This window comes from Chroococcidiopsis sp. (genome assembly GCF_051657925.1).
Taxonomy (GTDB): domain Bacteria; phylum Cyanobacteriota; class Cyanobacteriia; order Cyanobacteriales; family Chroococcidiopsidaceae; genus Chroococcidiopsis.
The window spans coordinates 1-11723 of the sequence record NZ_JBOFLP010000179.1 but is presented as its reverse complement, the minus strand read 5'-3'; the positions used below and the strand labels follow the sequence as shown (position 1 = coordinate 11723).

The following is an 11723-nucleotide window of genomic DNA, read 5'->3' as shown; positions in this document are numbered from 1 at the left end:
AGAAGCCCAACCGATTCTGCAAGAAAGCTGATAATTATTTGCTTATGATGAGAGGTAATTGGTAGTCAGTCATTTGTGTAGAGTTTTTGACTTTTGACTTTTGACTTGCGCGAGCGTTACCAATTACCCATGACCAATTGAATTAGGACACTTGAAAGGTGACTCCATCTCATTCAGTCGAAAATAATTCATCTGAAAATACCTTGCCCCAATCTAGATCGCGATCGCTCTTTAGTATTGGTGAAGATTTAGAGCGATTAAATGAAATCCTAGATGAAGCTGGAGACGACACCCAACAACAAGAACTCCTCAACGAATGGTTACAACAGCTAGGAACAGAACGCGATCGCAAGTTGGATGGATACGCGGCTTTGATCGCGGAAATGCAAGCGCGTGCTGAGGCGAGAAAAGCAGAAGCGCAACGTCTAATGGAGCTAGCTAGAGCGGACGAAAGGCGATCGCAACTCTTAAAAGAGCGATTGAAATGGTTTTTTGAGTCGCAGCAACTCAAGACGATTGAAACTACTCGTTATCGGCTGTCTTTATCCAAAAATGGTGGTAAAGCCCCCTTAATCCTTAAACCAGATCTTTCACCGCAGCAACTCCCCGAACGGTTCACAACCACTTCAATCGAACCAAACACGAGTGCAATTCGCGCCGCCTTAGAAGCAGGAGAAACTTTAGATTTTGCTTCCCTGGGCGATCGCGGTACGAGTATAAGAATTAAGTGACTAGTGACCAGTTATTAGGGAGCAGGGAGCAGGGAGCAGGGAGCAGGGCAGTTACTAATAGAGTTATCGCTACCTGCCTAACTTACTGACAACTGATAACTGATAGCTAAAAAAAACTCTCCTACAACAGCAGCTTTCACAGGGGGATAAGGCTGAGAATTGTTGCTGTGCAGGAGATCTTGAAAATTAATAGAGAGCGAGCTTTTGACTCGATCGCTGCGATTAGGGGGTAGCAGCAGGAGAAGGGGATTCAGCAGGAGAGGGGCTAGTACCAGTACCGCCACCACCACCAGCATCACCACAGGCTCCTAAAAAGCCGCCCAATAAGCTGAAAACTAAAGCTAAACCGATGAATTTTTTGTTCATAACTCCTCTTTCACCAAATGCGGTAAAAATGAACGAGCCGCTCCTGATCACGATACCGCATTTGTTGACTTTTTTTACACTACCGGAACTATAGCGGCTTAAGTTGACGGCTGATATACAGCCTAAATGAGGGTTTTGACGATTGGTTGAATTTATTTACTTGCAGCACAGAGCTTCATTTATAAAGCTTATACTTCAAGCATGGATGCCATGCCCTCAAAATTAAAGTTTTATTTAAGTTGCTCTTGATGTCAAATATCTTCCGTCTCTGGACGTAACTTTGAGTGTGAGAAATTAAACAGTACTTTTATGGCAGGAGACAGCGAACAGGAGACAGGAGACAGGAGACAGAATGTTTTCTGGCGACTTCTTCAGTGAATAAATTTCTTTAACAAAGTTGACGAGAGTATCTGTTAGAGAAAGTTGCCATTAGAATTGGGGTGTTCATCTGCCCAAAGTATGATGGCTAAGTATTATGGCTAAGGCTCCTAAAACTCGTGTTTCCAATCGCCAGCGGCAAAAACCAGTGCCTGCTAATGCTAAGAGCGTCAGATCTTTGAGTAGTTCGCGATCGGCTCCTGTATGGCTGACTAGCTTGCGCCACCTACAAAATCGCTGTGCGGTTGTGACTGCTCTATTAGTGACTGCATTACTTGTAGCTTATGGCTGGTCGGCGTACTCCCAAAGCTCATGGCAAGAAGCGCACAGTCAACTAGAAGACTTAAAAAAACAAGAACGGCAATTGATGCAAAAAAATGAAGTGCTAAAAAACGATTTAGCAACGCAAGCACAGCAACCAGAAACGGGACTCGTGTATCCTAGCCCTGCTGAAGCGATCGCCCTAGAGCCTGCCAGCCAGACTACCAGAGCGCCAAAGCCAATTTCACCCGCAACTCAACCTCCTCGTTTGACTTCTTTGCCACTGGGTTATTAGACAGTTATCAGTTATCAGTTATCAGTTACTCCCCTGTACGGGCGGGTTTTGAACGAAGATTTCCGGTTGAGGCTGTCAATTTATTTGCGCACACCCGCCCCTACGGCTCCCTACTCCCTGCTCCCTACTCCCTGCTCCCTGCTCCCTGCTCCCTGCTCCCTCACCATGCATTACTGAAAATGTCTATCTTTCCTTCTTCTGATGCCCGTCGTCAGCGTCGTACTGCTAAAAACCGCGATCGCAGCCAAGCAAACCGCCCTCAGCATCGCCAACGGCTGAAGCAACCTCGGACAGTAGAAAAGCCAGTTTCAAATCAGCAACAAAAGAGCAACCGCTTGCCCTTATTGCGGCTGCTACTTGTATGGAGCGTCCTGATGGGAACTTGCGTAGCAATGGGAATAAAATTGTATCGGCTGCAAGTCATACACGCACCAAAATTGTTTGCACAAGCACGTAAACAGCAGTTGACAAGTATGCCTGGGTTTGTCATCCGTCGCCCAGTTGTAGATTGCAATCAAAATGTACTGGCGATGGATCGGTTGGTCTATCACTTATATGCTCGTCCCGGTCAATTTAATGTATCCAAAGAAAAAATTGCTGCTCGGCTAGCACCCTTACTCCAGAGTTCTCCTGCTCAGCTTGTCAAGCGGTTCAATCAACCTAGTAATTCAATTCGCTTGACTTCAGTTATTCCTGAAGAAATGTTCCAGCAGATCGATAGCTTGACGATTGATGGTAAGAAGGTTAGAGGTCTTGAGCTAGTTCCACAATTTTCGCGCTTCTATCCGCAACACACTCTAGTAGCAGACATAGTGGGGTATGTCAATACGGATCGTGAAGGCAAGGCAGGGGTAGAAGCGAGTCACAATCAGCAACTAGAAAGCTTGGTCAAACCAATTCCATCGTTGTCCAGAGACGGAAATAACGAAATTATGAGTTATTCCGTTCCCGATAACTTTGCCGAGGTTGACGATACACGCTTGGAATTGACGGTAGATCTGCGCTTGCAGCGTGCAGCTCAAGCAGCTCTCAGTAAGCAGTTAAAGGCAGTGCAGGCGAAGCGGGGTAGCGTTATTGTCATGGATGTGCGAGACGGCAGCATTTTGGCAATGGTGGACGAACCATCTTACGATCCAAATGAATTTTACAAATTTGATTTTGAGTTGTTTCGGAATTGGGCAATCTCAGATTTATACGAACCAGGCTCGACATTTAAGCCATTGAATGTGGCGATCGCGCTGGAGCTAAAAGCAATTCATCCTAATGAAATCTTTCCCGATCCAGATACGATAAAAATAGGCGGAAGGATAATTAAAAATGCCGATCCAGAACCTTACAAAGAGCTTTCCGTCGCTGGCATCCTACAACATTCTAGTAATGTTGGAATGGTACAGATTGCACAACGAATTTCTCCAGCCATCTACTATGATTGGTTGAAAAAATTGGGGCTAGGGCAATCTCTCGCTACAGATTTAGCTGCTGTTGCTCCTAGTCAAATCAAAAGTAAAAAGCAGTTTGTAACTTACCCTATTGAGCCAGCTACCGCTTCATTCGGTCAAGGTTTTGCTCTTGCGCCGATTAAGCTCGTACAGTTGCACGCTGCTTTAGCCAATGGTGGTAAACTCGTCACTCCTCATGTCGTTAGAGGACGCTTCGATTCCAATGGTCATCCTCAATGGCAACCGACTTTACCAACACCACAGCAAGTGTTTTCTCCTTCAGTTGCGAAAACAGTACTAGAAATGATGGAGACGGTTGTGACACAGGGATCGGGGAAAACTGTTCGGATTCCCGGTTATCGAATTGCGGGTAAAACGGGTACGGCTCAAAAAGCCAGTGTTAAAGGTGGCTACGACAGTACAGCCAAAATTACCAGTTTTGTGAGTATTTTACCCGTAGATGCTCCGCGCTACGTTATTTTAGCAGTCATAGACGAACCGACCAAAGTACCTAAAGGTCAACTAATTCGCGGTTCTACCACAGCCGTTCCCGTAGTGAAATCTGTCATAGATGCCCTAATCTCTACGGAACGAATTCCACCAAATCAACCCACTCAAAAAATTCAGAATTTAGAAGTCAGAAGTCAGAATTAACCTTTCCCTGCTCCCTGCTCTCTGCTCCCGGCTCCCTAATAACTGATAACTGTTGAGTTGCTCCGCATTCTTGCCTAAAATAAAGCAAATCCAAGAATCACCTTGGCTAGCTTTTTTAGCTTCGTAGGAGTCACCATGAGCAATCGTCCGATCGTGCTAGGTATTGTTGGTGATAGTGCCGCTGGCAAAACAACTTTAACTAAAGGAATTGCTCAGGTACTAGGTGAAGAAAATGTCACGGTAATTTGTACGGATGATTACCATCGCTACGATCGCGTCCAACGTAAAGAGCTAGGAATTACGGCATTACATCCCGACTGCAACTATCTGGATATTATGCAACAACACCTGTCTCTCTTGCGAACGGGACAGCCAATTCTCAAACCAATCTACAGCCACAATACAGGTACGTTTGAGCCACCACAGTACATTAAACCGAGTAAATTTGTCATTATTGAAGGCTTGCTCGGTTATTCTACGCGGGGTGCGAGAGACAGCTATGATGTTAAAGTTTATCTCGCTCCACCCGAATCGCTGCGGGCGACTTGGAAAGTTAAGCGCGACACCATGAAGCGCGGTTATACTCCAGAACAAGTCATGGGAGAATTACAAAAGCGCGAACCCGATTCTGAAGCTTTTATCCGTCCCCAGCGCCAGTGGTCTGATATTGTAGTCAGTTTCTATCCACCGCGCGAAGATGCAGAAGAGAGCAACAGTCAACAGAATTTGAATGTCAGACTAGTGTTGCGTCCGACCATCCCCCATCCAGATTTTACTGAAATTATTCAATCAAATCGAGCTGACTATACCTCACCAATTCGCCTAGAACTCGATCGCGACATGGGTAAGCCAGTCGATGCCCTCGAAATTGACGGTCATGCCACCAAGGAAGACGTAATTCACTTAGAACGAATGTTGTGTAGCGAAATTCCTTCCTTAATCCCATTTTGCAGTACGGATAGCAACCCCGATCTGGGTAAGTTAGTGGGAACAACTGGAGAAATACTGCAAAGTTATCCACTTGCCTTAACTCAACTCCTCATTTCCTATCACATGCTCAAAGCCGCTTGGATTGCATAGGGGTCATTGGTCATTGGTAGTTGGTAGTTGGTAGTTGGTTCTCCCCTGCTCCCCTGCTCCCTGCTCCCTGCTCCCTGATTTCAGTTGTGATTTTTTCAACTAATCGGGGATAAATAAAAATGTAGCGATTGGTGGTTGACAAAAGACTACCGATTTGAATTTTTTAGCCTAGCGATCGCCCGAGCGATCGTTTTCTTTATGACCTATTGCCTCAGAATTGCCGATTTACCAACTACAGAACGCCCCCGTGAGAGGCTAATAACTCATGGAGCGCAAATTTTAGCCACTGCCGAGTTAATTGCTATTTTGCTCGGTACGGGTCAAGGAGCAGGAAAACTTTCCGCTGTTGGATTAGGGCAATATATCTTACAAGAATTGAGTAAAAATCAACGCGAACCATTAGCAGTGCTGCGAGAAGTTAGCATTCAAGAACTGATGCAAATAGATGGTATTGGTCCTGCTAAAGCAACGACTATTTTGGCAGCCGTTGAATTGGGTAAGCGGGTGTTTCAATCGCGTCCTTTAGACCGTCAACCAATAGAAAGTCCTGCATTAGCGGCGGCGGTGTTGAGTCAAGATTTAATGTGGCAACCGCAGGAGCGTTTTGCCGTCTTACTTTTAGATGTAAAAAATCGTCTCATTGGGACGAAGGTGATGACAATTGGTACGGCAACAGAAACTCTTGCTTCTCCCCGTGAAATTTTTCGCGAAGTAATTCGTCAAGGAGCAACGCGAGTCATTGTGGCTCACAATCACCCTTCAGGAAATGTCGAACCGAGTTCGCAAGATATTGAATTGACTCGCCAGTTATTAGCAGGAGCGCAGTTACTAGGTATTCCCATACTCGATCATCTAATTTTAGGTGATGGCAACCATCAAAGCTTGCGAGAGCTAACTGGTTTGTGGGAAGAATACCCGCAGGGAGATTGAGCGCCAGGAAGAGGAGCGGGTCGTGCGTTTTAAAAAGTTCTTGCAGCATAACCCTTTTGCTTGCCACTGTAGTACCACCTCTGTTTTTTAGGTGTTCTATTTTCTTTTCAATTACATTCACTACCAAGACTTTTCAGTTATGTTGCAAGAATTTTTTCAAGTACTAGCTATATAGATATAACAGGTGTACTTCAAATATACAGATAAAATTTCTGCATTTTCTTGCAACATAACTCTTGTGCATTATCTTAACGCTTCTGCAACATTAAACTTAACGATTGCTAAAGTGAACTATGGATTGTAAATGGATGGTTTTGACGGTACAGGTGTACCTTGGTAAGGTTTGTCTCCGTAGCAGATGTGGTATGTATTCCCGTAAGGATCGCTGAAGCCCTCCCTGTAGCAGTAGTTATAGTTTTTAGCCTCGTAGTATTGACCGTAATAGGAATCAGGGTAATACTGCTTTTGTTGTGGATATGGTGAGGGATTTTGAGTTCTTGCCTGCGTAGCAAAAATTGTTGTTCCTCCCAACAAAATGGCTAAAGCTAGACCACCTCTCAACAGAGAGTTTTTATTTGTATTGATAGATTTCATGACTTGTTTCCTTTTAAAATTCGCTCGTTTACTTTTTTTAAAAAGCTGTTTTTAGGTCTTAGCGAAAGCGTAAGAAAATGTACGGCAATCCCTAAAAAAATTGATATCAGTTCCAAGGTTTGAAGCTGATATATTAAAACAGTTAAAACGCTCAATGCCGATTCTCAATCTCAAGATTTTGAAAGAGCTATTTCCTTATAGATTAAACTCTATTTTTATCTTGATAACTTGCAAGACACAAAAATTTATGGATACAAATACAAAGGTAAATAGTTTGCAAAAACGTTATGAAACTCTTAAAGGCTGTGTGAAATAAGCGTTGTGAATTTTTAGGAATATCTACTTCATCAACCGAATACCAATTATGTAATGAAAAAGATAGATGTTTAATTGAAAAAAATAGTTTTAACTTGCTTAATTCTAGATATAGATTGTGTAGCAAAATTGATATTTTGTGTTGTTTATATGATGAATTGTAAGCAAGAGTAGAAATATTTGTGTAGAGTCTCAATACACATAAGCACACAATCTGGCATTTGATGCCCTTCCAGAATTCGTCATACAAGCAATCGCCTAACTGTCCTGATGGCTAGCTGCCAGCAATTGCCAAACCACCAAGATTTTGCTTTAGCCCATAAGGTTGTGATGTAATTTACTACATTGAGACAGTTGGTGCAAACGATACAATGAATGATAGTGGACTGCAAAAGCGATCGGGGTTTAAGGAACAGAATTTTTTCACATTATTTTTTTACATGGCGCGTAGATAGTTGAGATAATGGCTCGAATTCTTCAGGGCAAAATCGCCCTAGTAGCTGGAGCAACACGCGGTGCGGGTCGTGGCATCGCTACCGAACTTGGTGCGGCTGGTGCAACTGTTTACGTCACAGGTCGAACCACCCGCGATCGCCGCTCCGAATATAATCGTCCTGAAACTATTGAAGAGACAGCAGACCTAGTAAATCGAGCAGGCGGTCAGGGAATTGCGGTTCGAGTCGATCATCTCGATCCAACACAAGTTCAAGCTTTGGTGGCACGGATTGAGAGCGAGCAAGGGCGATTGGATATTTTGGTTAATGATATCTGGGGAGCCGAGTTTCTCGCCGAGTGGAACGTACCCGTGTGGCAGCATTCCTTAGAGAAAGGGCTGCGAATGCTGAGACTGGCAATCGACACGCATATCATCACCAGTCACTTTGCACTACCACTGTTAATCAAAAATCCAGGCGGACTAGTCGTTGAGATTACGGATGGCACGGCAGAATACAACGACAAAAACTACCGACTCTCGCTGTTTTACGATCTGGCAAAAACATCGGTCATTCGTATGGCTTGGGCGCTGGCGCAGGAGCTGCAACCGCATCAATGCACGGCTGTGGCACTGACTCCTGGCTGGTTGCGATCGGAAATCATGTTGGAGCATTTTGGCGTGAGCGAAGTTAACTGGCAGGATGCAACGGCAAAAGAACCGCACTTCGTTATCTCTGAAACCCCGAGCTATATCGGTCGTGCCGTTGCGTGTCTTGCCCAAGATCCGGACGTGGCTCGCTGGAACGGTCAGTCGCTATCGAGCGGTCAACTGGCGCAGGTTTATGGCTTTACAGATCTGGATGGCTCGCAGCCGGATGCTTGGCGCTACATTCGTGAGGTAGCAGATGTTGGTAAACCTGCTGATGCAACTGGTTATCGGTAGCGTCGTTCGTTACCGACGCGCTTACTCTAATGCCTATTCTGATTATTCTGACTGACGGGTAGTGTCCTTAGGCTAAAGGTCAAGTATACAAATAGGGACGCACATCAGTACGCCCCTACTATTGTCTTTCAATACTACTGTCTTTTAATTGGTTGTTTTCTAATCGGCTGTCTACCAATCAGCGTGACGACGATGTTTATAGGGTTCTCCTGTAAAAGGCTGCGTACCAATAGCTGGATAGGCATCATCGCTAGGACCAAAAATCCGTGTCATGGCTTCAATAATATATTGAGCAGCGCTGTCTAGCATTTTGGAAATATTCATATAGTTCATCTCCAGAAGTGAGGATGAATGAGATAGCTTGTAGAATTCTTATTTTATGTTTGTCATCGACTAATTATGAGTGTTACTCAATCTATTGCAATCGATCGCAATACTTATTTGTTGATGTTTGCAATTTGTTATACAGCCGACTCAAATAGTTCGTTAACTTACATTATGACTGTAGTTTGTCATTAGCTAAGTATGATAGCAAGTCTTTTGCGATCGTGCGATCGCCCTCGATCGCTAACTTATTAGTATTCTTATTTTGTATGAATAAAACTCTCTACAATTACTTTTTCTACAGTTGGATTTCTTCTAAAATCACCATTAAGAAAGGTATATATTTGGTCAGTTGTCAGTTATCAGGGAGCAGGGAGCAGGGAGCAGGGAGCAGGGAGTAGGGAGCAGGGAGCAGGGAGACAAGGGGACAAGGGAGCTGAGGAGCTGAGGAGCTGAGGAGCTGAGGGAGAATTTAATTCAGAATTCCGAATTCTCCCCACACCCTACACCCTACACCCTACACCCCATTTTTCACTGGTCACTGCCCAAAGGGACTTGACATATTTTTGGTAGAAATTACTATAATTAAAACAATGCTGCCATGAGAGAACGATGAAATGACGAGTTCACGCTGGAACGGTGCAGAAAACACCATACTCCAAGAACGAGAAGATCGAGCCTTGACGCTGACAGAGGTTGATTACAGCCTGCTGACCGATCTTTATCAGCTAACAATGGCAGCTTGCTATGTTGGTGAAGGGTTGGAACAATCTCAGGCAAGTTTTGAATTAACAGTGCGCCGCTTACCCCAAGGATTCGGCTATTTAATCGCCATGGGTTTAGTCCAAGCATTAGAATACTTGGAAAAGTTGAGATTTAGCCCCGAACAAATTGCAGCTTTGCAGGCTACGGGACTGTTTCAGCACGCACCAAAACAATTTTGGTCGCTGCTGGCTGAGGCTGAGTTTACGGGCGATGTATGGGCTGTACGGGAAGGAACGGCAATATTTCCTCACGAACCACTATTACGAGTGGAAGCCCCTTTGTGGCAAGCGCAGTTAGTAGAAACCTATCTTCTCAATACGATTAATTATCAAACCTTGGTAGCTACACGCGCTGCCCGAATGCGCGATGTTGCGGGTGCGGAGGCAACGTTATTAGAATTTGGTACGCGCAGGGCGTTTAGTCCTCAAGCTTCTCTGTGGGCAGCTCGCGCAGCTTTAGCAGCAGGACTAGATGCTACATCGAACGTACTAGCAGCGGTACGACTGGGGCAAAAACCCAGTGGGACGATGGCACACTCGCTAGTGATGGCACTTGCAGCTACAGCAGGTAGCGAAGCTGACGCATTTACAGCTTTCCATCGTTATTTTCCGGGCGCGCCGCTATTGATCGATACTTACGATACGATCGCCGCCGCTCAATCCTTGGCAGAATCAATTCAGTCAGGCAAAATGCAACTGGCTGGAGTGAGAATCGATTCGGGGGATTTGCTAACTCTATCGCAACAGGTGCGATCGCTCCTCCCTAGTGTGCCAATCTTCGCCAGTGGTGATTTAGACGAGTGGGAGATTGCCAGACTGAAAGCAAGTGGTGCTTGCATTGACGGTTATGGATTGGGAACGCGATTGGTTACGGGTGCGCCTGTTAATGGTGTCTACAAGCTGGTAGAAATTGATGGCATTCCAGTCATGAAAGAATCGAGCGGCAAAATGACTTATCCCGGTCGCAAACAGATTTTTCGTCACTATGGAGAGATGTTACATGTCACGTCTCTACACGATCGCCTGGGACTGATAACAGAAGATTCGCAACTAGGCGAACAACCTTTGCTAGAAATGGTGATGCAGGGAGGGAAAATTATACAGCCACTAGAAGCGATCGCCCAGATCCGCCAACGAACGACGGCGACAGTCAAAAGCCTACCTACCCAGTGCAGGCAACTCGATAATCCTACAACAGTAGAGGTGCAAATTTCTGCTGCTTTGCAGGAGTTGACAGAGACAACAAAACACCAACCGTCCAGGATTGTAGCTAGCGAAGGAAGATAATGAGAATTGCTTTGTTTGGCACGAGTGCCGATCCACCGACAGCAGGACATCAAGCGATTTTGTGTTGGCTGGCAGAACGTTACGATCGCGTAGCTGTTTGGGCAGCAGATAACCCGTTTAAGTCGCAGCAAACCCCTTTACATCACCGCGCTCAAATGTTGCGGCTGTTAATTGCCGAGATCGAACCCCAACGGCAGAATATTGGGTTTCATCAGGAGTTAAGTAGCCATCGAACGCTGGAAACAGTGGAAAAGGCGCAACAATGGGGACAGGTAGAACTAACGTTAGTTATTGGTGCGGATTTAATCGAACAATTACCACGCTGGTATCGAATTAAAGATTTATTACAGCAGGTACAATTACTAGTCATACCGCGCCCAGGATATGGGATAGAGGAATCGGATTTGGCACGCTTGCGCTCCTTTGGGGCAAAGATTGCGATCGCCGATTTGACTGGTTTAGATGTCTCTTCTACAGCGTATCGCGATCGCTGCGATCCAGAAGCCGTTACCCCACAAGTCAAGGCATACATTCACCAACAGCATTTGTACAAATGCCAGGACGCATCCAAAGAAAAGTTATCGATCCGATAAGTTCGCAGCCTTTAGCTGATTTTAAAGTTGGAGTTGATAGCGTGATTTTCTCCGTTGATACTTCTCAAAATCGGCTGTTGGTACTGTTAGTTATGCGCCATCAAGAACCTTTTTTGAATTACTGGGGTTTGCCCGGTACTCTGGTGCGTCAAGGAGAATCGTTAGAAAATGCTGCTTATCGAATTTTGGCAGAAAAGATTCGAGCCAAAAATCTCTATTTAGAACAGTTATATACATTTGGGGGACCTCACCGCGATCCGCGCGAGGAAGCTAATAGTTTTGGAATTCGATATCTTTCTGTAAGTTATTTCGCCTTGGTGAGATTTGAAGATGC

The 11723-nt window shown here is 45.0% G+C and carries 14 protein-coding genes; 10 read left to right on the top strand and 4 right to left on the bottom strand.

Going from position 1 to position 11723, the window contains the following annotated elements:
- The first annotated feature begins 158 nt into the window (after positions 1-158).
- A complete protein-coding gene (locus tag ACRC32_RS14500; RefSeq protein WP_438554634.1) occupies positions 159-731 on the top strand; it encodes a siphovirus Gp157 family protein in 573 nt (190 codons plus the stop codon).
- A 222-nt stretch (positions 732-953) separates the two neighbouring features.
- Here the strand turns inward: ACRC32_RS14500 and ACRC32_RS14495 are convergent, their stop codons facing one another.
- Entirely contained in the window at positions 954-1097 is a 144-nt protein-coding gene (locus ACRC32_RS14495; protein WP_015152161.1) for a hypothetical protein, read from the bottom strand.
- Between the two features lie 475 nt (positions 1098-1572).
- Between ACRC32_RS14495 and ACRC32_RS14490 the strand changes: the two genes are divergently transcribed.
- The 3 genes from ACRC32_RS14490 (at position 1573) to ACRC32_RS14480 (ending at position 5204) form a co-directional block, all read left to right on the top strand.
- On the top strand, positions 1573-2031 hold the full coding sequence (locus tag ACRC32_RS14490; RefSeq protein ID WP_438554633.1) for a hypothetical protein: 459 nt from the start codon (positions 1573-1575) through the stop codon (positions 2029-2031).
- 179 nt (positions 2032-2210) lie between these two features.
- Positions 2211-4124 carry a peptidoglycan D,D-transpeptidase FtsI family protein gene (locus tag ACRC32_RS14485; RefSeq protein ID WP_438554632.1) on the top strand — a complete coding sequence of 638 codons (1914 nt, stop codon included), beginning with the start codon at positions 2211-2213 and terminating at the stop codon, positions 4122-4124.
- A gap of 135 nt (positions 4125-4259) precedes the next feature.
- Entirely contained in the window at positions 4260-5204 is a 945-nt protein-coding gene (locus ACRC32_RS14480) for a phosphoribulokinase (protein ID WP_438554636.1), read from the top strand.
- 10 nt (positions 5205-5214) lie between these two features.
- Here ACRC32_RS14480 and ACRC32_RS14475 read toward each other — a convergent pair whose 3' ends face one another.
- Complete coding sequence (locus ACRC32_RS14475; protein WP_438554631.1) at positions 5215-5346, bottom strand: hypothetical protein; 132 nt, start codon at positions 5344-5346, stop codon at positions 5215-5217.
- A 56-nt stretch (positions 5347-5402) separates the two neighbouring features.
- Here ACRC32_RS14475 and radC point away from each other — a divergent pair, with 56 nt between their 5' ends.
- The gene (radC, locus tag ACRC32_RS14470) at positions 5403-6134 is read left to right on the top strand and encodes a RadC family protein (protein ID WP_438554635.1); all 732 of its coding nucleotides are present in this window, start codon (positions 5403-5405) and stop codon (positions 6132-6134) included.
- Between the two features lie 291 nt (positions 6135-6425).
- On the opposite strand, the gene ACRC32_RS14465 is transcribed toward radC, so the two are convergent.
- Positions 6426-6728, bottom strand: coding sequence for a hypothetical protein (locus tag ACRC32_RS14465; RefSeq protein ID WP_438554630.1), 303 nt, complete (start codon positions 6726-6728; stop codon positions 6426-6428).
- A gap of 778 nt (positions 6729-7506) precedes the next feature.
- Between ACRC32_RS14465 and ACRC32_RS14460 the strand changes: the two genes are divergently transcribed.
- Positions 7507-8421 carry an SDR family oxidoreductase gene (locus ACRC32_RS14460; RefSeq protein ID WP_438554629.1) on the top strand — a complete coding sequence of 305 codons (915 nt, stop codon included), beginning with the start codon at positions 7507-7509 and terminating at the stop codon, positions 8419-8421.
- A 171-nt stretch (positions 8422-8592) separates the two neighbouring features.
- On the opposite strand, the gene ACRC32_RS14455 is transcribed toward ACRC32_RS14460, so the two are convergent.
- Positions 8593-8745 carry a hypothetical protein gene (locus ACRC32_RS14455; RefSeq protein WP_015152156.1) on the bottom strand — a complete coding sequence of 51 codons (153 nt, stop codon included), beginning with the start codon at positions 8743-8745 and terminating at the stop codon, positions 8593-8595.
- Positions 8746-8930: 185 nt separating this feature from the next.
- On the opposite strand from ACRC32_RS14455, the gene ACRC32_RS14450 reads away from it, so the two are divergent.
- The 4 genes from ACRC32_RS14450 to ACRC32_RS14435 all read left to right on the top strand — a co-directional run.
- Positions 8931-9146 carry a hypothetical protein gene (locus ACRC32_RS14450; protein WP_438554628.1) on the top strand — a complete coding sequence of 72 codons (216 nt, stop codon included), beginning with the start codon at positions 8931-8933 and terminating at the stop codon, positions 9144-9146.
- 216 nt (positions 9147-9362) lie between these two features.
- The gene (locus ACRC32_RS14445) at positions 9363-10796 is read left to right on the top strand and encodes a nicotinate phosphoribosyltransferase (protein ID WP_438554627.1); all 1434 of its coding nucleotides are present in this window, start codon (positions 9363-9365) and stop codon (positions 10794-10796) included.
- The gene (locus tag ACRC32_RS14440; protein WP_438554626.1) at positions 10796-11389 is read left to right on the top strand and encodes a nicotinate-nucleotide adenylyltransferase; all 594 of its coding nucleotides are present in this window, start codon (positions 10796-10798) and stop codon (positions 11387-11389) included. Before ACRC32_RS14445 ends, ACRC32_RS14440 begins: the two co-directional genes overlap by 1 nt.
- Positions 11350-11723 (top strand): NUDIX domain-containing protein (locus tag ACRC32_RS14435; RefSeq protein ID WP_438554625.1); only part of this gene is annotated, 374 nt, incomplete at its 3' end. The genes ACRC32_RS14440 and ACRC32_RS14435, both read left to right, overlap by 40 nt.

What these genes read in the sequence shown, in the direction of transcription:
- ACRC32_RS14495 (WP_015152161.1), bottom strand. Translation starts at nt 1,097, where the DNA reads ATGAACAAAAAATTCATCGGTTTAGCTTTAGTTTTCAGCTTATTGGGC.
- ACRC32_RS14490 (WP_438554633.1), top strand. Translation starts at nt 1,573, where the DNA reads ATGGCTAAGGCTCCTAAAACTCGTGTTTCCAATCGCCAGCGGCAAAAA.
- ACRC32_RS14485 (WP_438554632.1), top strand. Translation starts at nt 2,211, where the DNA reads ATGTCTATCTTTCCTTCTTCTGATGCCCGTCGTCAGCGTCGTACTGCT.
- ACRC32_RS14480 (WP_438554636.1), top strand. Translation starts at nt 4,260, where the DNA reads ATGAGCAATCGTCCGATCGTGCTAGGTATTGTTGGTGATAGTGCCGCT.
- radC (WP_438554635.1), top strand. Translation starts at nt 5,403, where the DNA reads ATGACCTATTGCCTCAGAATTGCCGATTTACCAACTACAGAACGCCCC.
- ACRC32_RS14465 (WP_438554630.1), bottom strand. Translation starts at nt 6,728, where the DNA reads ATGAAATCTATCAATACAAATAAAAACTCTCTGTTGAGAGGTGGTCTA.
- ACRC32_RS14460 (WP_438554629.1), top strand. Translation starts at nt 7,507, where the DNA reads ATGGCTCGAATTCTTCAGGGCAAAATCGCCCTAGTAGCTGGAGCAACA.
- ACRC32_RS14455 (WP_015152156.1), bottom strand. Translation starts at nt 8,745, where the DNA reads ATGAATATTTCCAAAATGCTAGACAGCGCTGCTCAATATATTATTGAA.
- ACRC32_RS14445 (WP_438554627.1), top strand. Translation starts at nt 9,363, where the DNA reads ATGACGAGTTCACGCTGGAACGGTGCAGAAAACACCATACTCCAAGAA.
- ACRC32_RS14440 (WP_438554626.1), top strand. Translation starts at nt 10,796, where the DNA reads ATGAGAATTGCTTTGTTTGGCACGAGTGCCGATCCACCGACAGCAGGA.